Origin of the sequence: Caldimonas sp., assembly GCF_046291045.1 — a bacterium.
In the GTDB taxonomy this organism is placed as follows: domain Bacteria; phylum Pseudomonadota; class Gammaproteobacteria; order Burkholderiales; family Burkholderiaceae_C; genus Caldimonas.
This window is the reverse complement of record NZ_JBKBSL010000032.1, coordinates 1-20,672: the sequence shown is the minus strand read 5'-3', so window position 1 is coordinate 20,672 and position 20,672 is coordinate 1. Positions and strand designations below refer to the sequence as shown.

Below are 20,672 nucleotides of genomic sequence, written 5' to 3'. Positions count from 1 at the left end.
TTCACACGAAGCCGGGCATCCACCTGGCGGCCAGGCCCACCAAAGCGCAGCCGCCCAGCAACGGTATCACCCCCACCTTGAAGCGGAACAGCGCCAGGGCTGCGCCCGTGGCGATCAGGGCCGAGACCGCGTCGAAACGCCCGCTGAAACCCTGCGGCCACAGCACGTGGTAGGCAAAGAAGAGCGCCAGGTTCAGGATCACGCCTACCACCGCCGCGGTGATGGCCGACAGCGGCGCCGTGAAGCCCAGCTTGCCGTGCGTGGCCTCCACCGCCGGCCCGCCGGCCAGGATGAACACGAAGGACGGCAGGAAGGTGAAGAAGGTCACCACCGTGGCGGCGAGCGCCCCGCCCAGGAAGAGCGACTCGGCGCCCAGCACCTGGTGCAGCCAGCCGCCCACGAAGCCGACGAAGGCCACCACCATGATCAGCGGGCCGGGTGTGGTTTCGCCCAGGGCCAGGCCGTCGATCATCTGCGGGCCGCTCAGCCACTGGTGGTGCTCGACGGCCCCCTGGTACACATAGGGCAGCACCGCATAGGCGCCGCCGAAGGTCACGAGCGCGGCCTTGGTGAAGAACCAGCCCATCTGCGCGAGCGTGCTGTCCCAGCCCTGCCAGGCGATGAGCCCGGCCATCGCGGCCCCCCACAGCCCCAGGCCCGCGGCCAGCACCTTGGCCAGGTGAGCCCGCGAGAAGCGCGCGTGCGCCGGCGGCGGGGTGTGGTCGTCGATCAGCGCCGGGCCGTAGCCCGCCTGGGCCGTACCATGGCCGCCGCCCAGCGCAAAGACTGCCGGCCAGCGGCGCGCGCCGAACCAGCCCACCAGGGCTGCCGCGATCACGATGGCCGGGAAGGGCACGCCCCCTGCAAAGATGGCCACGAAGGCCGCGGCCGCGATGCCCCACATCCACCCGTTCTTCAAGGCGCGCGTGCCGATACGGTGGGCAGCATGCAGCACCAGCGCCGTCACCGCCGGCTTGATGCCGTAGAAGAGGCCCGCCACCACCGGCACATCGCCAAAGCGCAGGTAGACCCAGCTCAGCGCGATGAGGATGAAGAGCGAAGGCAGCACGAAGAGCGCCCCCGCCACGATGCCGCCCCAGGTGCGGTGCATCAGCCAGCCGATGTAGGTGGCCAGCTGCTGGGCCTCGGGGCCGGGCAGCAGCATGCAGTAGTTCAGCGCGTGAAGGAAGCGCTTCTCGCTGATCCAGCGGCGCCGCTCGACCAGCTCGCTGTGCATGATCGCGATCTGCCCGGCCGGGCCGCCGAAGCTGATGAAGCCGAGCTTGAGCCAGAAGCGCAAGGCCTCGCCGAAGCTCACCGGTGACGCGGCGGTGGTTTTGTCGGGGGACGGCACGGGGGCCTCAGGGGCGGAAGATGCGTTCATCGGGAGGTCTCGGGAGCGGCGTAAAGGGCATCGAACACCTGGGCCGCGGCCGCGGCCAGGCGGTCGTCGTCGGCATGCACCTGGCGCAGGCCGGCCAGCACCGCCTCGAGGCCGGCGGCTTCGGGGGCCGGGATGCCGCCCACGTCGAGGTAGTGCACGGCCGCGGCGATGCGCTGCAGGGGCGGGTCGGCGTCCAGCCCGAAGCTGGCCGCCAGCACCTCGAAGCTGACCCGCGCGCCCACGTGGGTGAAGCGCGCGCCGTCGTAGTCGAAACCCAGGGCGCCACGCGGCGGCGGGGTGGCGCCGGCCGGGTCGTCGAGCCAGAGGAAATCGGCTTGCGGGTCGATGAAGCGCCGGATCAGCCAGGCACAGGCCAGGCGATCGACCCAGGGCCGCTTGCGCGTGGCCCAGCGCTTGCCCTGGAAACGCCGCGCGTCCAGCCGCTCGATGCCATGCGCCGGCTGCGCCCTCGGTTCGCCACGCGAATGACGGGCATCGACGGCGGCGCGCAGGGCCTGCAGGTCGGCATCGGCCTGGGCGGCGGCGGCACCGGGGTAGTAGTCGATGGCCCGCAGGGCCGCCAGCGCTTCGGCCACGGCGCGCAGGCGCCGCCGGGCCTCGGCCTCGGCCAGGGTGTCGAGCTCAGCCTGAAGGGCCTGGGCCGTGTCGCGCCAGGCGACATAGGCCTCGCTGCGGTCGAACAGTGCCAGGATCTCGTCGCGCTGCGCCGCATCGCGCGGCGACAGTTCGAGCACATTGGCCGTGCCGCCGTGCCCGCGCACCTCGGCCGCCAGCGGGTCGAAGGCGGCGGCCCGCTCGGCCGGCAGCACATAGGCCCCGTCGCGCAGGGCCACGCAGCCCAGGGCCTTCAGCGCACGCCACACCCGCAGCCGCACGGCATTGGGCTGGGTGGGAAGGGTGACGAGGAGCAGGGCCCACATGGTGCTTGTAATATATATATCAAATCAAGAAATAACAATTCCACTTCCTGCCGGACGCCCGACCAGCGGGCCGGGGGGTGACAGGGGGGCTGCCCCGGGCGCGGCCGGGCGGGCCCGGGGCGCCGGCCTGCGGGACTGCCGATGCAGGGAGGGCGCAGGGGCGGGGCGGAGGACCACCGAGGACGGTGCGTCTGCGCAGGTCCGGGTGTCCGTGCGGATGTTCCGTGACACCTGCACGGTGGGTTACCGACGGTTTCCGTTCCCGGGGTCAGTTCGATTGAACCTTCACCCTGATTGCGCTAACCTGCCAACCCTGCTGGCGCAAGGCCGCTTCGAGGCGGGGCTGAAGCTGGCGCAGTTTGGCCGCAGCCGCTGCGTTGGGGGCCAGCAGCGTCCACCCCGCGTCATCGACGGGCCCGGCCTTGACATGGGCCGCGAGCGCCGGGGGCAGGAGGGGGCGGATGCCGTCGAGGCGCGACTGCGATTCGCGCATGAGTTGTTGAAGCCGCTCCAGCACGGTGTGGCGGTTCATGGCCTCTTGGATGGGCAGCGTGCGGTCCGCGCGGGCATTCATGGGGTGGGAGTGTACCGATGCAGATCATGATCACCCACAGCCGGTTCGCGCGCACGCGCGTGCTGACGCTCAACCGCTGGCAATTGGCCGCGGTGCTGGGGGGCGGCCTGGGTCTGCTGATGCTGCTGTCGGGGCTGGTCTACCACTTCATCTTCCTCAAGGCGGCACGCGAAGGGTGGCCGGTGGTCAGCCAGATCGTGCGCTTGGTGGTCAAGGACGAGTTCGCCCAGCGTGACCGCTTCCTGCGGGAGAACCTCGACGCCATGGCCCGCAGGGTGGGCGAGATGCAGGCCCGTCTGGTGCAACTCGAGGCCGTGGGCGAGCGCGTGTCCGACATGGTCGGGCTCAAGCCCGACCAGATCAAGGCGGCGGTGCCCGATGGCCCCAAGGGCGGCCCCTACGTGCCCACCGTGCAGCCCTCCTTCGAGCAGCTCCAGCGCCTGGTGGACGAGCTCGATCATGCTGCCGCCCTCCACGCGGACCTCTTCACGCTGATCGAATCCCAGCTCTTCGAGCAGCGCATGCAGGCTCTGATGATCCCGAACACGCGCCCGGTGGCGGCGCCCACCAGCTCCGGCTTCGGCTTTCGGGAGGACCCTTTCACCGGCCGTCAGGCCCTGCACACGGGGCTGGATTTTCCGGCTCCCGTGGGCACGCCCATCCAGGCGGCGGCCGGGGGGGTGGTGATCGCGGCTGAATACCATCCGGCCTACGGCCAGATGGTCGACATCGACCACGGCAACGAGCTGGTCACCCGCTATGCCCATGCGTCGAAGCTGCTGGTCCGTCAGGGGGACCTGGTCAAGCGCGGCCAGGTGATCGCCGAGGTCGGCTCCACCGGCCGCTCCACCGGACCGCACCTGCATTTCGAGGTGCTCGTCTCGGGCGTGCCTCAGAACCCGGCCCGCTTCCTCGCCGGCCAGGGCCCGCGACGCAGCCCGGCCGAGGTGTCTGCAGCCCGCCCGGCTGCGCCCTGAGCCCCGGCGCTTGGTCGCCCACGACTGGGCCACTGCGCTCCTGGCCTGAAGGCCCGGTGCTAAACTCGATCGCTTTGGAGCCTCGGGGCCGGCACAGGCTGTCGGGCCCGTGCCGAGCGACGCATCGAACCGGTGCATTCCCCTTCCTGATGTGTTTCCGACGGCCCGGTCCCCGAGGTCCGTCCACCGCTTCTGACGACCCCATCACGCATGTTGCCCAAGCTTCTCACCCAGATTTTCGGCAGTCGCAACGACCGGCTCCTCAAGCAGTACCGGCGCGTGGTGGAGCGCATCAATGCCCTGGAGCCGCAGTTCGAGGCCCTGGACGATGCGGCGCTACAGGCCAAGACCGGCGAGTTCCGTCAACGCCTGGCCCAGGGCGCCACACTTGACGACCTGCTGCCTGAAGCCTTTGCCGTGGTGCGCGAGGCGAGCAAGCGCGTGCTCAGGATGCGTCACTTCGACGTGCAACTGATCGGCGGCATGGCGCTGCACGACGGCAAGATCGCCGAGATGCGCACGGGCGAGGGCAAGACACTGACGGCCACGCTGCCCGTCTACCTGAACGCGCTGGCCGGCAGGGGCGTCCACGTGGTCACCGTGAACGATTACCTGGCCCGCCGTGATGCCGAGTGGATGGGTCGGCTCTATGGCTTCCTCGGCCTGACGGTGGGGGTGAACCTGCCCCAGATGTCGCGTGAGGACAAGCAGGCGGCCTACGGGGCCGACGTGACCTACGGCACCAACAACGAGTTCGGTTTCGACTACCTGCGCGACAACATGGTCTACGAGACGGCCGACCGGGTGCAGCGCGGCTTGCACTACGCGATCGTCGACGAGGTGGACTCCATCTTGATCGACGAGGCGCGAACTCCGCTGATCATCAGCGGCCAGGCGGAGGACCACACCGAGCTGTACATGCGCATCAATCAGGTCGTGCCGCTGCTCAAGCGCCAGATCGGCGAGGCTGATCCGCGCACTGGCGAAGGTGTGATCGAACCGGGCGACTTCACGATCGACGAGAAGAGCCGCCAGGTCTTCCTGACCGAGCAGGGCCACGAGAACGCCGAGCGCGTGCTGACCCAGGCCGGGCTGCTGGCCGAGGGGGCGAGCCTGTACGACCCGGCACACATCACCCTGGTGCATCACCTCTATGCCGCACTGCGTGCCCACCACCTCTTCCACCGCGACCAGCACTATGTGGTGCAAAACGGCGAGGTGATCATCGTTGACGAATTCACCGGCCGCTTGATGGCCGGGCGGCGCTGGTCCGATGGCCTGCACCAGGCGGTGGAGGCGAAGGAGGGCGTGGCCATTCAGGCCGAGAACCAGACCCTGGCATCGATCACCTTCCAGAACTATTTCCGCATGTACGGCAAGCTGGCCGGCATGACAGGCACGGCCGATACCGAGGCCTACGAGTTCCAGGAGATCTACGGCTTGGAGACGGTGGTCATCCCGCCGAACAAGCCGACGCAGCGCAAGGACGAGCTCGACCGTGTCTACAAGACCAGCCGCGAGCGCTACGAGGCGGTGATCGCCGACATCCGCGAATGCCATGAGCGCGGCCAGCCGGTGCTGGTGGGCACGACCTCGATCGAGAACTCTGAGCTGCTCTCGGACCTGCTCACCAAGGCCCGGCTGCCGCATCAGGTGCTCAACGCCAAGCAGCATGCCAAGGAGGCCGAGATCATCGCCCAGGCTGGGCGCCCCGGCATGATCACGATCGCCACGAACATGGCCGGCCGCGGCACCGACATCGTGCTGGGCGGCAACGTGGACAAGCAGGTGCAGCTCATCGAGGCCGACGAGTCGCTGAGCGACACCGAGAAGCGGCAGCGCATCGACAAGCTGCGCGCCGAGTGGCAGGGCCTGCACGAGCAGGTCAAGGCCCTGGGGGGGCTGCGCATCATCGCCACCGAACGCCACGAGTCGCGCCGTATCGACAACCAGCTGCGCGGCCGCTCGGGCCGTCAGGGCGACCCCGGCTCCTCGCGCTTTTACCTGTCGCTGGAAGATCCGCTGATGCGCATCTTCGCGGGCGACCGCGTCAAGGCCATCATGGACCGCCTGAAGATGCCCGACGGCGAGGCCATCGAGGCGGGCATCGTCACACGCTCCATCGAAAGCGCGCAGCGCAAGGTCGAGGCGCGCAACTTCGACATCCGCAAGCAACTGCTGGAGTACGACGACGTTGCCAACGACCAGCGCAAGGTCATCTACCAGCAGCGCAACGACATCCTGGACGCCACCGACATCAGCGCCCAGATCGCCCACCTGCGCGAGGGTGCGCTGACCGACGTGGTGCGCACTTACGTCCCGGCCGAAAGCGTCGAGGAACAATGGGATCTGGCGGGGCTGGAGAGTACGCTGCGCGACGAGTGGCAGCTCGAGGTCGACCTGCGCCAATGGGTCGAGTCCAGCGAGGCGGTGTCCGACGAGGACATCGTCGAGCGTGTGGTGCAGGCCGGCCATGCCGCCTACCAGGCCAAGGTGGAGCGCGTGGGCAAGGAGCAGTTTGCGCAGTTCGAGCGCATGGTGCTGTTGCAGTCCCTCGACACCCATTGGCGCGAGCACCTGGCGGCGCTGGACTATCTGCGGCAAGGCATCCACCTTCGCGGCTATGCGCAAAAGAATCCCAAGCAGGAGTACAAGCGTGAAGCCTTCGAGCTTTTCGCCCAACTGCTCGATGTGGTGAGGATGGAGGTCACGCGCATCTTGCTGACGGTGCGCATTCAGACGCAGGAGCAGGTTGCCCAGGCGGCCGAGGCCATCGGGGACAAAGCCGAGCACATCAGCAATGTGACCTACACCCACCCCAACGAGGATGGCACGGTGGCCAGCGAGACCGACCCGCGCACCGCCACTGTCCAGGTGCCCAAGGTGGGCCGCAACGACCCCTGCCCCTGTGGCAGCGGCAAGAAGTACAAGCACTGCCACGGCAAGTTGAACTGAGGTCTGCCATGCCCGTGAATCTCCAAGCCCCCGATCCCCGGACTCTGCATCCGGTGCCCGGCGTACGCATCGGCATCGCGATGGCCGGCGTGCGCAAGGCCCAGCGCAAGGATCTGTGCGTCTTCGTGCTCGACGAGGGCGCGGCGGTGGCCGGGGTCTTCACGCGCAACCGCTTCTGTGCAGCGCCGGTGCAGGTGGCCCGTGAGCATCTGGCCGCCGGGCAGGGCATCCGGGCGCTGGTGATCAACACCGGTAACGCCAATGCGGGCACGGGCGAGGAAGGTCTCGCCCGCTCGCGCGCCACCTGTGAGGCCCTGGCGGGCCATCTCGGCGTGACCCCCACGCAGGTGCTACCGTTTTCCACCGGCGTGATCATGGAGCCGCTGCCGGTGGATCGCATCGTGGCGGGCCTGCCCCTGGCCCTGGCCGATCTGAAGGCCGACAACTGGGCGGATGCGGCGCAGGCCATCATGACGACCGACACGGTGCCCAAGGCCGTCTCGCGCCAGGTGAGCATCGGCGGCCGGACGGTCACGATCACCGGCATCAGCAAAGGCGCGGGCATGATCCGGCCCAACATGGCCACGATGCTGGGCTTCGTGGCCACGGATGCGGTCATCGATCCGGCCTTGCTGCCCGCCTTGGTGCGAGAGGCAGCCGACCAGTCCTTCAACCGCATCACCATCGACGGCGACACCTCCACCAACGATGCTTTCGTGGTGGTGGCCACCCGCCAGGCCGGTCATGCACCGATCACCCAGCTCGACTCGGCCGAGGGGGCGGTGCTGCGCGAGGCCGTGATCGGCGTGGCGCAGCAACTGGCCCAGGCCATCGTGCGCGACGGCGAGGGGGCCACCAAGTTCATCACGGTGCGTGTGGAAGGCGGAGCCACGAAGGACGAGTGCCGCAAGGTGGCCTATGCCATCGCTCACTCACCTCTCGTGAAGACGGCCTTCTATGCCAGCGATCCCAATCTCGGTCGCATCCTGGCCGCGGTGGGCTATGCAGGCATCGAGGATCTCGACCAGACGACGATCGACCTCTACCTTGACGATGTGCATGTGGCCCACCGGGGTGGCCGTCATCCGCAGTACCGGGAAGAGGACGGCCAGCGCGTGATGAAGCGCGCCGAGATCACCGTGAGGGTCTTGCTGGGCCGGGGCCAGGCCCATGCCACGGTGTGGACCTGCGATTTCTCGCACGACTACGTCAGCATCAACGCCGACTATCGAAGCTGAGCCGACCCCAGGTGACGCTCCAGGCGGTCGAGCGTGAGCTGCAGCGAGGCCATCGCCCGAGCGCTGCGCTCGCGGCGGCTGGCCGACTTCACGTCCAGCAGCGTGCGTGAGGTGTCGGCCAGTGCAGCAGTGTCCAGCGTGATCCCGTGACGGGCCAGGCGTGGCGCCAGATCGTCGCTGCGCGTGCGCAGCGCCTGGCGGGTGCTTTGGTACGCATGCTCGGCCAGGCGGCGGCGCTGGGCATAGCTGAAGGTGTTGGCCAGGAACATTTCGGCGTCGTGCGCTTCGGGCTCGAAGAGCACGATGTCGGTGTGCGGATAGGCCCGCTCGTAGCTGCGCAGCCCGAGTTCCAGCCGGGAGTGGATCATCGAGCGGAAGGTTTGCGACAGCACCACCGGCAGGCCGCCATCGGCGATGCGAGGGATGCGATGCGGGCCACGGTCATCGCCTTCGCGTGCCTCGAAGGGCACCAGCGGATTCAGGCAGATCATCAGATCCAGGCCTTGCTCCAGCAGCACCGAGGCATGCACCGTCTTCTTCAGTGCCCCGTCCACGTAGTGGCGGCCGTCGATTTCCACCGGCGGAAAGAGCCCGGGCAGGGCGGCACTGGCCTGCACGGCCCGCGAGATCGGGACATGATCCCAGCCCGGTTGGCCGAAGGGGGCAGCCGATCCGCTGTCGAGGTCGGTGGCCACCAGCACGAGCCGGCGGCCCAGGGTGCGGAAATCATTGCTGCGGCCTGGCCCGGAGAAGAGTTCGGCCAGCCGGGTGTGGATTTGCTCGTTCGAGAACAGGCCCGTGGGCAGCGCGCGCCCCAGGCGCTCGATGGCCCCCATCAGCGAGCGCCGCCCGAAGGCGTAGTGCCAGGCGGCCGATCCCAGCAGGCCCGGCAGGGTGGCGGCGCGCCGCGCGAACTCGCCCACGGCCGGACGCACCAGCAGCGAGGGCTCGAAGACCTCGCGCGCCGGCCCCAGGTTCTCGATGAAGGCGCGGCACAGCTCGCGTGGCGTGTAGCCGTTGGCCAGGCCTGCGGCGATGAAGCCGCCGGCCGAGACGCCCACATAGCCCTCGCATTGCGTGAGCGACAGGCCTTGCAGCGCCTCGTCCAGCGCGCACAGGGCGCCGATCTCGTAGATCGCACCCAGCGGGCCGCCGCCGGCCAGGGCCAGGCCGATGCGTGCTCGGGCGGTGCGGCTGGTCATCCTCAGGTGGCAGCCTTGCGGGCCGGGGTGCGCTTGGCGGCAGCCTTCTTGGCCGCCGCTGCCGTCTTGCGGGGGGCCTTGGCGGCACCGTCGGCCGGCTTGGCCGAGGCCTTGGAGAGCTTGTCCACCGCCTGGCTGAGGGCATCGATGCGTGCGATCAGGGCATCGACGTCCTTGTGGCTGGGCACGCCCAGTTTGTTCAGCGCGCGCGAGACGCGCTCTTCGAAGATGGTCTCGAGTTTGTCCCAGTGCTGGCCGGCGCGGCCGGTGATCTCGCCCGCCATCGCGCTCATCTTGCCGGTCACCTCGCCGATCTTGTCCTCGGCCACGGCTTGGGTCTTGCGCTGCAGGGACACCCCTTCCTTCACCAGCGCCTCGAAGACCTTGCCGCCTTCGGCCTGGGCCTTGGAGAACGCGCCCAGGCCGGCCAGCCAAATCTGCTGGGCCGATTCGCGCACGGTGGCCGCGAGCTGGGAATCGAACAGGCCAGCGGGGGAAGAGGCCTTCTTCTCGGCCATCTTCTGCAGTTTCTTGACCATGGGGGTTCCTTCCAGGTTGCGTGGAGACAGGGTCACTATAGGGGGGCGCCCTAGGCGCGACAGCCTAATTCTCTAGTGAGGCGCCTCTATGGCGATCCTGGGGAAAGTGCGCAGCGCAGGTGCGGCGATGCTCGTCAAGAATCGGGGCCATTCGTCTCCAGGAGGGCTGCCATGCGGTATTTCGTCACCGGTGCGACCGGCTTCATCGGCAAACGTCTCGTCAAGAAGTTGCTCGAGCGCCGCGGAGCGGTCGTGTATTTCCTGCTGCGCAAGGAAAGCCAGGCCAAGGTGCCGGAGCTGCTGGCGTACTGGGGCGTGAGCAAGGCACGCGCGATCCCCGTGCACGGCGACCTCACCCAGCGCAGGCTCGGTGTGGGGGCCGAGGACGTGAAGGCCCTGAAAGGCCAGATCGACCACTTCTACCACCTGGCGGCCGTCTACGACCTGGCCGCCGCGTCCGACACCCAGGTGGCGGTGAACGTCGACGGCACGCGCCACACGGTGGAATTCGCCAAGGCCATCGAGGCGGCGCACTTCCATCATGTGTCGTCGATCGCGGCGGCGGGGCTGTACGAGGGTGTGTTCCGCGAAGACATGTTCGAGGAGGCCGAGAACCTCGACCATCCCTACTTCTACACCAAGCACGAGAGCGAGAAGCTCGTGCGCAAGGAATGCAAGGTGCCCTGGACGGTGTACCGGCCGGCGATGGTGGTGGGTGACTCGCGCACCGGCGAGATGGACAAGATCGACGGGCCCTATTATTTCTTCAAACTCATCCAGCGCCTGCGCCAGGTGCTGCCGCCGTGGATGCCGATGGTGGGCCTCGAAGGTGGGCGAGTGAATATCGTGCCGGTGGACTTCGTGGTCGATGCAATCGATCACATCAGCCATCTCAAGGAGGCACCGTCGGGCAAGTGCTACCACCTCGTCGATCCCACGGGCTACCGCGTGGGCGACGTGCTGGACATCTTCAGCCAGGCCGCGCATGCGCCGAAGATGAACGTCTTCGTCAACGCCGCGCTGCTGGGCTTCATTCCGAAGGGGGTCAAGAAGAGCCTGATGGCGCTGGCCCCGGTGCGTCGCGTGCGCAACGCCGTGATGAAGGATCTGGGCCTGCCCGAGGACATCCTGACCTTCGTCAACTACCCCACGCGTTTCGACTGCCGAGAGACGCTGGCCGCACTCAAGGGCAGCGGCATTGCCTGCCCCAAGCTGCACGACTACGCCTGGCGCCTGTGGGACTACTGGGAACGCCATCTCGACCCCGATCTCTTCATCGACCGCTCGCTGAAGGGGGCAGTGGCTGGCAAGGTGGTGCTGGTGACGGGCGGCTCCTCTGGCATCGGCCTGGCCGCAGCCAAGAAGTTCGCCGAGGCCGGCGCGATCACGGTGATCTGCGCCCGAGACGAGGCCAAGCTGGCGCAGGCCAGAAAAGAGATTCTGGAATTCGCCGGGGCGCAGGCGCAGGTGCACGCCTACTCGGCCGACATCGCCGACGAGGCGAGCTGTGCCGCCTTGCTGGCCTGGCTCAACGGCGAGTTCGGCGGTGTGGACGTGCTGATCAACAACGCGGGCCGCTCGATCCGCCGCGCCATCGAGAACAGCTACGACCGCTTCCACGACTTCGAGCGCACCATGCAGCTCAACTACTTCGGCTGTCTGCGCGTGACCATGGGCCTGCTGCCGGGCATGGTGGCCAAAAAGAAGGGTCACGTGGTCAACATCAGCTCGATCGGCGTGTTGACCAATGCGCCGCGCTTCTCGGCCTATGTGGCCAGCAAGGCGGCGCTGGACGCCTGGACGCGCTGCGCGGCCAGCGAGTTCGCCGACGTGGGTGTGAGCTTCACGACGATCAACATGCCGTTGGTGCGCACGCCGATGATCGCGCCGACGAAGATCTACAACAACGTGCCCACACTCTCGCCCGAAGAGGCCGCTGAGATGATCGCCCAGGCCGTGGTCGACAAGCCGGTGCGCATCGCCACCCGTCTGGGCATCCTGGGTCAGGTGCTGCATGCCCTGGTGCCGCGCGTGGCGCAGATCATCATGAACACCAGCTTCCGCATGTTCCCCGACAGCGAGGCCGCCAAGGGCGACAAGACCGGCAAGCCCCAGCTCTCGGCCGAGGCGATCGCGCTGCAGCAGATGATGCGCGGCATCCATTTCTGATCCGGCCACCGAAGATGTAACGGGGGCGCCCGCCGGTTCGCGACGGTTGCGGCCGGAAGCGCTGCGTTTGCCGGAAACTTGTCGACAATTGAAGCCAACGGTGCGCATTCCGTGCCGTTCTTCTGCCTGGCGGAGGAGTTGATCGCCGGCGCACCGCTTGCGTACCATCCGGAGCCTTGTTTCGCACGACGGCCCGATGACGAACGACATCTCCTGCCCGGCCGCCCTGGCGTCCGGCGCCCGCGCGCACTGGGCGCAGCGCAGCCTCGCCCAGGTCTGGCACCCCTGCACGCAACTGCAGCGCTTGGCCGCGGCACCTCCCTTGCCTTTGGTGCGCGGTCAGGGGCCGTGGCTGTTCGACCACGACGGACGGCGCTATTTCGATGCGATCAGTTCGTGGTGGGTGAATCTCTTCGGCCATGCCGACGCACGCCTCGGCGCGGCCGTGAAGGACCAGCTCGACCGCCTGCCCCACGTGATGCTGGCCGGCTGCACGCACGAGCCCGCGGTGATGCTGGCCGAGCGTCTGTCGGCACGCACCGGCGGCGCGCTGGGGCATGCCTTCTTCGCCAGCGACGGGGCCAGCGCGGTGGAGATCGCGCTGAAGATGAGCTTCCATAGCTGGCGCAACCGCGGCCGCCCGGCCAAACGCGAGTTCGCCTGCCTGCGCGGCGGCTACCACGGCGAGACCCTGGGGGCGCTGGCCGTCACCGACGTGAAGGTGTTCCGAGATGCCTATGACCCGCTGCTGCTGCCCACCCACCAGGTGATGTCGCCCGATGCCCGTCAGGCCCGGCCCGGCGAGACGGCGGCTGAGGTGGCGCAGCGTGCGCTCGCGCAGATGCAGGCGCTGATGGAGTCCCGTCACGAGCACCTGGCGGCGGTCATCGTCGAGCCGCTCGTGCAAGGGGCGGCTGGCATGGCCATGCACGACGCCAGCTACCTGCGCGGCCTGCGTGCGTTGTGCGACCGCTACGATGTGCACCTGATCGCCGACGAGATCGCGGTGGGCTGCGGGCGCACCGGCAGCTTTTTGGCCTTCGAGCAGGCCGCCGGCCCGGGCCAGGCACCTGTGTGGCCGGATCTGCTGTGCCTGTCCAAGGGCATCAGCGGCGGCTACCTGCCGCTGTCGCTGGTGATGGTGCGCGAGCCGATCTACGCGTCCTTCCTGGACGAACGCAGCGAGCGGGCCTTCCTGCATTCGCATTCCTACACGGGCAACCCGCTGGCGTGTCGTGCGGCGCTGGCCGTGCTCGACCGCTTCGACCAGGAGCCGGTGCTCGAGCGCAACCGCCTGGCCGCGGCCCGCCTGGCTGCGGGGCTGGCCCCGCTGGCCGAGGATCCGCGCATCGAGCATCTGCGGCAATGCGGCACCATCCATGCCTTCGACGTGAAGGCCGAGGTGGCCGGTGCCGACTTTGCCGAGCGCTTCCACCGGGCGGGTCTGGCGCAGGAGTTGCTGATCCGTCCGATCGGCCGCAGCGTGTACCTGATGCCGCCTTATGTGCTCGACGAGACGCTGGCCGACTGGCTCGCACAGCGCGTGCGCCGGACCCTGGACGCCGTGGTGCCTGGAGCCGCCCATGCTGCTTGAGCATCTGCGCGCGCAACTGGCCGAGCGTGACGCACAGGCCCTTCGACGCCGACGCCGCACCGCGCACACGCCCTGCCAGCCCCGCCAGGTGCTGGCCGCCGAAGGTGCCCCGGCGCGCGAGCTGCTGACCTTCTGCAGCAACGACTACCTGGGATTGGCCGCCCATCCGGCGCTGCGCGAGGCCCTGGCCGAGGGCGCGGCCCGATTCGGCGCCGGCAGCGGCGCCTCGCACCTGATCAACGGCCACACGCTGGCCCATGAGCGGCTGGAGACCCGACTGGCCGAGATCCTGTCGCCCCATCTGCCCGAGTTGGGGGTGCTGTCCTTCTGCACCGGCTACATGGCCAACCTCGCGGTGCTGACGGCGCTGGGGCAGGCGCAGGCCACGCTGTTGTGCGAGACACTCAACCATGCCTCGCTGATCGACGGGGCGCGCCTGGCGCGCGCGACGGTGGTGAAGTACCCGCACAACGACGTGGCGGCACTGGAGGGCTTGCTGGCACGCTGCACCACGCCGTTGCGGCTGATCGTCACCGATGCGGTCTTCAGCATGGACGGCGACCTCGCTCCGCTGGACGCGCTGCTGGCCGTGGCCGAGCGCCATGACGCCTGGCTGATCGTGGACGACGCCCACGGCTTTGGCGTGCTGGGGCCGGCCGGGCGTGGCAGCCTGGACCACTTCGGCCTGTGCAGCCGGCGCATCGTCTACGTCGGCACGCTGGGCAAGGCCGCTGGCGTGGCCGGGGCCTTCGTGGCGGCGCACCGCACCGTGATCGAGTGGCTGGTGCAAAGCGCGCGCAGCTACATCTACACGACCGCCTCGCCTGCCGCGGTGGCGCATGCGGCCGCAGCCAGCCTCGCCCTGGTGTTCGGCGATGAAGGCGAGCGACGACGCGCTGCCTTGCGCGAGCGCATCGCACAGTGGCGCGGCGGGCTCGCGCACGGCCTGCCCGCCCCCTGGCGGCTCGCACCCTCGTCCACCGGCATCCAGCCGCTGATCGTCGGCGACAGCGAGGCGGCGCTGCGCGTGTCGGCCGCGCTGGAAGCCCGCGGCCTGTGGGTGCCGGCGATCCGCCCCCCCACGGTGCCGGAGGGCACCGCCCGGTTGCGCGTGGCGCTCAGCGCCGCCCATACGGCCGAGGACGTGGACCGCCTGGTCGATGCGCTACGCGCTGCCGCCACAGGAGATGTCGCATGAATCCTCTTCGCGGCTGGTTCGTCACCGGCACCGACACCGAGATCGGCAAAACCACCGTCAGCGCTGGCTTGCTGCAGGCGTTGGGCCGCCGCGGCCTGCGTGTGGCCGGCTACAAGCCGGTGGCCGCAGGCACCGAATGGCGCAACGGCCGGCGCGTGAACGACGACATCGAACGCTTGCGCCTTGCCGCCAACGTGCCGCTGGCCGCCGAGGAGGTCTGCGCCTGCCTGCTCGATGCGGCCTGCGCCCCGCACCTGGCGGCGCGCGAAGCTGGCGTGACGATCCCGATGGAGGCGCTGCTGGCCGGCGCGCAGCGCCTGGCCGGCCGCGTGGACCGGCTGGTCGTCGAAGGCGTGGGCGGCTTCCTCGTGCCCTTGGATGAGCAGCACGACACGGCCGAACTGGCCGTGCACCTGGGCCTGCCGGTGATCCTGGTGGTGGGACTGCGCCTGGGCTGCCTCAACCATGCGCTGCTCACCGCCGAGGCCGTGCGTGCACGCGGCCTGCGGCTGGCCGGCTGGGTGGGCAATGCGGTGGACCCCCGCATGCCCTGGCGCGACGCGAACGTCGAGACGCTGCGCGCACGCCTGGCCCGTCACTTCGAGGCGCCCTGCCTGGGGGTGGTTCCGCCGCTGGACGCGCCCGATGCCGCCGCAGTGGCCTCCCATCTGGACCTGTCGGTCCTGGGGCCGTTGTGAGTCGTCTCAGCGTTTGTCGATCGCGGTGACGGTGTAGGTGCCGCCCACTTTGGCGGCCTGGAAGCTCACCTTGTCGCCGACCTGTACCTTGTCGAGCAAGCTGGGTGGATCGGCGCGGAAGACCATGGTCATCGGCGGCATGTCCAGGCTCTTGATCTCGCCGTGCTTGATCGTGATCTTGCCGGCGGCCTTGTCGATCTTGCGGACCTCGCCCTCGGCAGCCTGGCCCAGGGCCAAGGTGCTCGCTGTCACCAGGGCGAGCGCGGTCATCCATCGTTTCAGCATCGGGGGCCTTTCATCAGGTGCGTGAGCCGGAGAGGGTAGTGTAGTGCTGGTAGACGCGGCCCTTGCGGTCGCGGCCCACGAGGATCACGTCATAGGCGTCGCGGCGGTCGCCCACCTCCATGCCGGGCGAGCCGACGGGCATACCCGGCACGGCCAGCCCGATCGCGGCGGGGCGCTCGGCCAGCAGTCGGCGGATCTCGCGTGCCGGCACATGGCCCTCGAGCACATAGCCTTGCACGACGGCGGTGTGACAAGAGCCGAACTCATCGGGCATGCCCAGCTTCTCGCGGTATTCGGCAGGGCCGCGCACGTTGTTCACCTTGACCTGGAAGCCATGGGCCTGCAGGTGCTCGACCCAGGCGCCGCAGCAACCGCAGCTCTCGGACTTCCAGACCTCGACCAGCGGCTGCCGCGCGGCACTGACCAGGCCCGGGATGGCGGCGGTGCCGGCCAGGGCACTCGCCCAGGTCAGCCACCGGCGGCGTGACATCGACACAGACATGAGATGGACCTCTCTCCAAAAATGCATCAGACCAGGCCCGGTCTCCGGGGGCGCTCGCCCGTGCCGTCGGGGCGGTGCGAGCTTGGAGCTTGGGTGGCGCGCCCCGGTTCCCTGTGCCGTTCGCACATCGAACGAAAGCGGCGCCGGTCTGCACGCTCCATGATGCCTGCGTTCGCATCTCCCGTCCCTTGACCGGGAACAAGGGGCGGTGTGTGCAGCCGCGAGGTGCTGCGCCGCACCAGCCGCCCTAGAATCCAGGGCGTTGTCCGGCGGCCCCTCACCGTCCGTTCCCGAAGCGTCCCGGAGTCTCCCCCGCATGAACACCCCTGCTGCGGCCCCAGTGGCCCCCCACGACCTGCAACACATCGCCCCGCGCGACCAGGCCGAGATCCTGGCCCAGGCCTTGCCCTACATCCGCAAGTTCCATGGCAAGACCATCGTCATCAAGTACGGCGGCAATGCCATGACCGACCCGGCGCTGCAGCAGGACTTCGCCGAGGACGTGGTGCTGCTCAAGCTCGTGGGCATGAACCCGGTGGTGGTGCACGGCGGCGGCCCGCAGATCGACGAGGCCCTGGCCAAGATCGGCAAGAAGGGCACCTTCATCCAGGGCATGCGCGTGACGGACGAAGAGACCATGGAAGTGGTCGAATGGGTGCTGGCCGGCCAGGTGCAACAGGACATCGTCGGCCTGATCAACGCCGCCGGCGGCAAGGCCGTGGGCCTGACGGGGCGCGACGGGGGGCTGATCCGCGCGCGCAAGCTGCGCATGAAGGACAAGACCGATCCGACCAAGGAACACGATGTGGGCCAGGTGGGTGACATCGTTGCGATCGACCCGAGCGTGGTGAAGGCTCTGCAGGACGACCAGTTCATCCCGGTCATCTCGCCCCTGGGTTTCGGCGAGCACAACGAGAACTACAACATCAACGCCGACGTGGTGGCCGGCAAGCTGGCCGAGGTGCTCAAGGCCGAGAAGCTGATGCTGCTGACCAACACCCCGGGCGTGCTGGACAAAAACGGCAACTTGCTGACCGACCTGACCGCACGCGAGATCGACGAGCTGTTCGCCGACGGCACCATCTCGGGCGGGATGCTGCCCAAGATCGCCTCCGCGCTGGACGCGGCCAAGAGCGGCGTGAACGCCGTGCACATCATCGACGGCCGCGTGCCGCATGCGATGCTGCTGGAGGTCCTCACCGAACAGGCCTTCGGCACGATGATCCGTTCGCACTGACCCGCCCGAGCGCATGAAGCGCCGCAGCGTCTGGCTGTTCGACCTGGACAACACGCTGCACGATGCCTCCCGGGCGGTGTTCCGGCACATCGATGGCTCGATGACCGGCTACATCGCCCGCGAGTTGAAGCTGTCGCACGAGCAGGCCGATGCCCTGCGACGCGACTACTGGCGGCGCTACGGGGCCACGCTGCTGGGCCTGGTCCATCACCATGGCATCCGCCCGGCCCACTTCCTGGAGCACACGCACGCGCTGCCCGGTCTGGAGGCGCGCCTTTTCTCGCATGCCCACGACAGGGCGGCGCTCAAGCGCCTGGGCGGGCGCAAATACGTGCTGACCAATGCCCCGCGGGGCTACGCCCGGCGGGTGCTGGGGGCGCTGGGCCTGGAGACGGTCTTCGACGGGATCATCCCCATCGAAGCCATGCGCATGTTCGGCCGATGGCGGCCCAAGCCTGACGCACGCATGCTGCGCCATGTGGCGGCCCGGCTGAAGGTGCCGCCCAGCCGCTGCGTCCTGGTCGAAGACACCCTGGCCCATCAGAAGGCCGCGCACGCCCTGGGCATGCGCACGGTGTGGATGCAGCGATATCTGCGACACAATGCACACGGCCCGGAAGTTGGTGTTTACCTGCACCGCAAGCCCGCGTACGTGTGTGCGAGAATCCGCTCGCTACAAAAGTTACATTTTTTGCGTGCACCGTGATGGCCGAGCCCTCCGTCCCTGCCGAGCCGACGTCTCCCGCCGCCGAGGCCGCTGGCGAAGCGGCGTCACGCAAGCGGCCCAAGCCCGGCGAGCGCCGGGTGCAGATCCTTCAGACCCTGGCCACGATGCTCGAACAGCCCGGGGCCGAGCGCATCACCACTGCGGCCCTGGCGGCGCGGCTGGCGGTGAGCGAGGCGGCCTTGTACCGCCATTTCGCCAGCAAGGCCCAGATGTTCGAGGGCCTGATCGAGTTCATCGAGCACAGCGTCTTCACGCTGATCAACCAGATCACCGAGCGCGAGGGCGCCGGGCAGGCTCAGGCGCACAAGATCGTCGCCGTGGTGCTGCAGTTCGCCGAGAAGAACCCGGGCATGACGCGCGTGATGGTGGGCGATGCCCTGGTGTTCGAGAACGAGCGCCTGCTGGTGCGCATGAACCAGTTCTTCGACCGCATCGAGGCCCAGTTGCGCCAGAGCCTGCGCCAGGCGGCCGAGGCCAATGGCTCGATCACGCCCTCGGTCGATGCCCAGGCCCAGGCCTCGGTGTTGACGGGCTTCGTCGTGGGGCGGCTGCACCGCTACGCCCGCTCGGGCTTCAAGCGCACGCCCACCGAGTTCCTCGACGCCAGCCTGCGTCTGCTGTCGGCCTGAGCGTTGCGGCTCGGCCATGCTGAGCATCACCTTGGCCGGCGAGCAGGCCGTCTTGCTGCCTGACAAGGCCCTGTGGCTGCCCGCACACGCCAGCCTGCTGGTGGCCGATGTGCACCTGGGCAAGGCGGCGAGCTTTCGCCGTCAGGGGGTGCCGGTGCCGCGCGGCAGCAGCAGTGCGGCCCTGCAGGGCCTGAGCGTCCTGATCGAGCGCCTGAGGCCTCGCCGCCTGGTCTTCCTGGGCGATTTCCTGCATGCCGCTCAGGCCCACAACCCCGCCACCTTGCAGGCCCTGTCGTGCTGGCGGCAGCAGCATCCCGAACTGGACCTCGTGCTGGTGCGCGGCAACCACGACGACCGGGCGGGCGACCCCCCTGCCGAGCTGCGCGTGTGCTGCGTGGACGAACCCTGGCCCCTGGGGCCTTGGGCCCTGTGTCACCACCCGGTGCCGCAGCCGCAGGGCTATGTGCTCGCGGGACATTGGCATCCCTGCGTGAGCCTGCTGGGCCGGGCGCACGACCGCCTGAGGCTGCCTTGCTTCTGGTTTGGCGCGCAGGTGGGGGTGCTGCCGGCCTATGGCCCCTTCACCGGCATGCATCCGATCGCACCGGCGGCAGGCGATCGGGTGTATGCCGTGGCCGATGACACGGTCGTGTCCGTGCCGGCCTGCGGTTGAGGCCACCGCTACACTGCGCTTGGACGACCTGTTGCTTGCCGTACTTGCCCATGTCTGCTGCTCTCGATGCCCTGTTGCTGCGCGCCGACGCCCTGCTGGCCCGGCTGGAGAAGGTGCTTCCCCAGGAAGCGCTGGCCGAACCCGACTGGTCGGCCTCCAGCGCATTCCGTTACCGCCGGCGCGGCCCGGTCAGCCGGCTCGAGCCGGTGCGCCACGTGTCGACCATCCGCCTGTCGGACCTGCGCGAGGTCGATACCCAGAAGGAGCGCTTGCTGCGCAACACCGCGCAGTTCGTCGCGGGCCGGGAGGCCAACAACGTGCTGCTCACCGGCGCGCGCGGCACTGGCAAGTCCTCGCTGGTCAAAGCCTGCCTGAACGAGTTCGCCGACCGCGGCCTGCGGCTCATCGAAGTCGATAAAGCCGACCTCGTGGACCTGCCCGACCTCATCGACCTGGTGGCCGATCGCCCGGAGCGCTTCATCGTGTTCTGCGATGACCTGAGCTTCGACGAGGGTGAGCTGGGCTACAAGGAGCTCAAGTCCATTCTCGACGGCTCGGTGGCTGCGGCCACGCCGAACGTGCTGATCTATGCGACCAGCAACCGCCGCCACCTGCTGCCCGAGTACATGAAGGAGAACCTCACCTACACCCACACCGAGGATGGCGAGGTCCATCCGGGCGAGGTGGTGGAAGAGAAGATCTCCCTGTCCGAGCGCTTCGGCCTGTGGATCAGCTTCTACCCCTTCAGCCAGGACGAGTACCTGGCCATCGTGGCCCAATGGCTGCGCAGCTTCGGCGTCGATGAGCCGGCCATCGAGGCAGCGCGCCAGGAATCGCTGGTGTGGGCCTTGGAGCGCGGCTCGCGCTCGGGCCGCGTGGCCTACCAGTTCGCACGCGACTACGCTGGGCGTAATGCCGGTGCCGCAGGCATGCGAAGCAACGCTTCGCAAGGCATGGAGCCGGCCACGCCTGCAAGCGTGGCCGTGGAACGTAATGCCGGTGCCGCAGGCATGCGAAGCAACGCTTCGCAAGGCATGGAGCCGGCCACGCCTGCAAGCGTGGCCGTGGAACGTAATGCCGGTGCCGCAGGCATGCGAAGCAACGCTTCGCAAGGCATGGAGCCGGCCACGCCTGCAAGCGTGGCCGTGGA

Annotated in this window: 18 protein-coding genes and 1 pseudogene; 12 read left to right on the top strand and 7 right to left on the bottom strand. The window is 68.8% G+C overall.

Annotation, left to right across the window (positions count from 1 at the left end):
• Window position 1: 1 nt before the first annotated feature.
• The 3 genes from chrA to ACK4ZD_RS11895 all read right to left on the bottom strand — a co-directional run bounded on the left by chrA (window position 2) and on the right by ACK4ZD_RS11895 (window position 2,899).
• Window positions 2-1,384 (bottom strand): chromate efflux transporter, encoded by a 1,383-nt coding sequence (gene chrA, locus ACK4ZD_RS11905; RefSeq protein ID WP_409662227.1) that lies wholly within the window; start codon window positions 1,382-1,384, stop codon window positions 2-4.
• Window positions 1,381-2,325 carry a chromate resistance protein ChrB domain-containing protein gene (locus ACK4ZD_RS11900; RefSeq protein WP_409662224.1) on the bottom strand — a complete coding sequence of 315 codons (945 nt, stop codon included), beginning with the start codon at window positions 2,323-2,325 and terminating at the stop codon, window positions 1,381-1,383. Before ACK4ZD_RS11900 ends, chrA begins: the two co-directional genes overlap by 4 nt.
• Window positions 2,326-2,593: 268 nt before the next feature.
• Window positions 2,594-2,899, bottom strand: a complete 306-nt coding sequence (locus tag ACK4ZD_RS11895; RefSeq protein WP_409662221.1) for a DciA family protein — start codon at window positions 2,897-2,899, stop codon at window positions 2,594-2,596.
• Window positions 2,900-2,916: 17 nt separating this feature from the next.
• Here ACK4ZD_RS11895 and ACK4ZD_RS11890 point away from each other — a divergent pair, with 17 nt between their 5' ends.
• From ACK4ZD_RS11890 to argJ, 3 genes are all read left to right on the top strand, one after another.
• Window positions 2,917-3,876 (top strand): M23 family metallopeptidase, encoded by a 960-nt coding sequence (locus tag ACK4ZD_RS11890; RefSeq protein WP_409662219.1) that lies wholly within the window; start codon window positions 2,917-2,919, stop codon window positions 3,874-3,876.
• 210 nt (window positions 3,877-4,086) lie between these two features.
• Window positions 4,087-6,831, top strand: coding sequence for a preprotein translocase subunit SecA (secA, locus tag ACK4ZD_RS11885; protein ID WP_409662216.1), 2,745 nt, complete (start codon window positions 4,087-4,089; stop codon window positions 6,829-6,831).
• Window positions 6,832-6,839: 8 nt separating this feature from the next.
• Window positions 6,840-8,069: a bifunctional glutamate N-acetyltransferase/amino-acid acetyltransferase ArgJ gene (gene argJ / locus ACK4ZD_RS11880; protein ID WP_409662213.1), complete on the top strand. Its 1,230-nt coding sequence runs from the start codon at window positions 6,840-6,842 to the stop codon at window positions 8,067-8,069.
• On the opposite strand, the gene ACK4ZD_RS11875 is transcribed toward argJ, so the two are convergent.
• Together ACK4ZD_RS11875 and ACK4ZD_RS11870 are read right to left on the bottom strand one after the other, a co-directional pair.
• On the bottom strand, window positions 8,057-9,271 hold the full coding sequence (locus ACK4ZD_RS11875) for a patatin-like phospholipase family protein (protein WP_409662210.1): 1,215 nt from the start codon (window positions 9,269-9,271) through the stop codon (window positions 8,057-8,059). The two genes, argJ and ACK4ZD_RS11875, sit on opposite strands and share 13 nt — an antisense overlap.
• Before the next feature lie 2 nt (window positions 9,272-9,273).
• On the bottom strand, window positions 9,274-9,810 hold the full coding sequence (locus ACK4ZD_RS11870; RefSeq protein WP_409662207.1) for a phasin family protein: 537 nt from the start codon (window positions 9,808-9,810) through the stop codon (window positions 9,274-9,276).
• Between the two features lie 171 nt (window positions 9,811-9,981).
• Between ACK4ZD_RS11870 and ACK4ZD_RS11865 the strand changes: the two genes are divergently transcribed.
• The 4 genes from ACK4ZD_RS11865 to bioD all read left to right on the top strand — a co-directional run bounded on the left by ACK4ZD_RS11865 (window position 9,982) and on the right by bioD (window position 15,469).
• Complete coding sequence (locus ACK4ZD_RS11865) at window positions 9,982-11,979, top strand: SDR family oxidoreductase (RefSeq protein ID WP_409662204.1); 1,998 nt, start codon at window positions 9,982-9,984, stop codon at window positions 11,977-11,979.
• Window positions 11,980-12,175: 196 nt separating this feature from the next.
• Window positions 12,176-13,573, top strand: a complete 1,398-nt coding sequence (gene bioA / locus ACK4ZD_RS11860; RefSeq protein ID WP_409662201.1) for an adenosylmethionine--8-amino-7-oxononanoate transaminase — start codon at window positions 12,176-12,178, stop codon at window positions 13,571-13,573.
• Entirely contained in the window at window positions 13,563-14,771 is a 1,209-nt protein-coding gene (gene bioF / locus ACK4ZD_RS11855) for an 8-amino-7-oxononanoate synthase (RefSeq protein WP_409662198.1), read from the top strand. The genes bioA and bioF overlap by 11 nt, the downstream gene beginning before the upstream one ends.
• Complete coding sequence (bioD, locus tag ACK4ZD_RS11850; RefSeq protein WP_409662195.1) at window positions 14,768-15,469, top strand: dethiobiotin synthase; 702 nt, start codon at window positions 14,768-14,770, stop codon at window positions 15,467-15,469. The genes bioF and bioD overlap by 4 nt, the downstream gene beginning before the upstream one ends.
• Before the next feature lie 6 nt (window positions 15,470-15,475).
• On the opposite strand, the gene ACK4ZD_RS11845 is transcribed toward bioD, so the two are convergent.
• Window positions 15,476-15,739 (bottom strand): copper-binding protein, encoded by a 264-nt coding sequence (locus ACK4ZD_RS11845; RefSeq protein WP_409662192.1) that lies wholly within the window; start codon window positions 15,737-15,739, stop codon window positions 15,476-15,478.
• A 28-nt stretch (window positions 15,740-15,767) separates the two neighbouring features.
• Window positions 15,768-16,256 (bottom strand): DUF411 domain-containing protein, encoded by a 489-nt coding sequence (locus ACK4ZD_RS11840; RefSeq protein WP_409662189.1) that lies wholly within the window; start codon window positions 16,254-16,256, stop codon window positions 15,768-15,770.
• Between the two features lie 316 nt (window positions 16,257-16,572).
• Here ACK4ZD_RS11840 and argB point away from each other — a divergent pair, with 316 nt between their 5' ends.
• From argB to ACK4ZD_RS11815, 5 genes and pseudogenes are all read left to right on the top strand, one after another.
• Window positions 16,573-17,493 carry an acetylglutamate kinase gene (gene argB / locus ACK4ZD_RS11835; RefSeq protein ID WP_409662186.1) on the top strand — a complete coding sequence of 307 codons (921 nt, stop codon included), beginning with the start codon at window positions 16,573-16,575 and terminating at the stop codon, window positions 17,491-17,493.
• Between the two features lie 13 nt (window positions 17,494-17,506).
• A complete protein-coding gene (locus ACK4ZD_RS11830) occupies window positions 17,507-18,199 on the top strand; it encodes a pyrimidine 5'-nucleotidase (RefSeq protein WP_409662184.1) in 693 nt (230 codons plus the stop codon).
• A complete protein-coding gene (gene slmA, locus ACK4ZD_RS11825) occupies window positions 18,199-18,849 on the top strand; it encodes a nucleoid occlusion factor SlmA (RefSeq protein WP_409662181.1) in 651 nt (216 codons plus the stop codon). The genes ACK4ZD_RS11830 and slmA overlap by 1 nt, the downstream gene beginning before the upstream one ends.
• Before the next feature lie 16 nt (window positions 18,850-18,865).
• The gene (pdeM, locus tag ACK4ZD_RS11820) at window positions 18,866-19,522 is read left to right on the top strand and encodes a ligase-associated DNA damage response endonuclease PdeM (protein ID WP_409662178.1); all 657 of its coding nucleotides are present in this window, start codon (window positions 18,866-18,868) and stop codon (window positions 19,520-19,522) included.
• A 50-nt stretch (window positions 19,523-19,572) separates the two neighbouring features.
• Window positions 19,573-20,442 (top strand): annotated as a pseudogene (locus ACK4ZD_RS11815) (ATP-binding protein); the annotation flags it as partial.
• Window positions 20,443-20,672 lie beyond the last annotated feature (230 nt).

What these genes read in the sequence shown, in the direction of transcription:
- ACK4ZD_RS11845 (WP_409662192.1), bottom strand. Translation starts at nt 15,739, where the DNA reads ATGACCGCGCTCGCCCTGGTGACAGCGAGCACCTTGGCCCTGGGCCAG.
- pdeM (WP_409662178.1), top strand. Translation starts at nt 18,866, where the DNA reads ATGCTGAGCATCACCTTGGCCGGCGAGCAGGCCGTCTTGCTGCCTGAC.
- ACK4ZD_RS11840 (WP_409662189.1), bottom strand. Translation starts at nt 16,256, where the DNA reads ATGTCTGTGTCGATGTCACGCCGCCGGTGGCTGACCTGGGCGAGTGCC.
- ACK4ZD_RS11890 (WP_409662219.1), top strand. Translation starts at nt 2,917, where the DNA reads ATGCAGATCATGATCACCCACAGCCGGTTCGCGCGCACGCGCGTGCTG.
- secA (WP_409662216.1), top strand. Translation starts at nt 4,087, where the DNA reads ATGTTGCCCAAGCTTCTCACCCAGATTTTCGGCAGTCGCAACGACCGG.
- ACK4ZD_RS11895 (WP_409662221.1), bottom strand. Translation starts at nt 2,899, where the DNA reads ATGAATGCCCGCGCGGACCGCACGCTGCCCATCCAAGAGGCCATGAAC.
- ACK4ZD_RS11875 (WP_409662210.1), bottom strand. Translation starts at nt 9,271, where the DNA reads ATGACCAGCCGCACCGCCCGAGCACGCATCGGCCTGGCCCTGGCCGGC.
- slmA (WP_409662181.1), top strand. Translation starts at nt 18,199, where the DNA reads ATGGCCGAGCCCTCCGTCCCTGCCGAGCCGACGTCTCCCGCCGCCGAG.
- argB (WP_409662186.1), top strand. Translation starts at nt 16,573, where the DNA reads ATGAACACCCCTGCTGCGGCCCCAGTGGCCCCCCACGACCTGCAACAC.
- argJ (WP_409662213.1), top strand. Translation starts at nt 6,840, where the DNA reads ATGCCCGTGAATCTCCAAGCCCCCGATCCCCGGACTCTGCATCCGGTG.
- ACK4ZD_RS11900 (WP_409662224.1), bottom strand. Translation starts at nt 2,325, where the DNA reads ATGTGGGCCCTGCTCCTCGTCACCCTTCCCACCCAGCCCAATGCCGTG.
- bioA (WP_409662201.1), top strand. Translation starts at nt 12,176, where the DNA reads ATGACGAACGACATCTCCTGCCCGGCCGCCCTGGCGTCCGGCGCCCGC.
- ACK4ZD_RS11865 (WP_409662204.1), top strand. Translation starts at nt 9,982, where the DNA reads ATGCGGTATTTCGTCACCGGTGCGACCGGCTTCATCGGCAAACGTCTC.
- chrA (WP_409662227.1), bottom strand. Translation starts at nt 1,384, where the DNA reads ATGAACGCATCTTCCGCCCCTGAGGCCCCCGTGCCGTCCCCCGACAAA.
- bioF (WP_409662198.1), top strand. Translation starts at nt 13,563, where the DNA reads ATGCTGCTTGAGCATCTGCGCGCGCAACTGGCCGAGCGTGACGCACAG.
- bioD (WP_409662195.1), top strand. Translation starts at nt 14,768, where the DNA reads ATGAATCCTCTTCGCGGCTGGTTCGTCACCGGCACCGACACCGAGATC.
- ACK4ZD_RS11870 (WP_409662207.1), bottom strand. Translation starts at nt 9,810, where the DNA reads ATGGTCAAGAAACTGCAGAAGATGGCCGAGAAGAAGGCCTCTTCCCCC.
- ACK4ZD_RS11830 (WP_409662184.1), top strand. Translation starts at nt 17,507, where the DNA reads ATGAAGCGCCGCAGCGTCTGGCTGTTCGACCTGGACAACACGCTGCAC.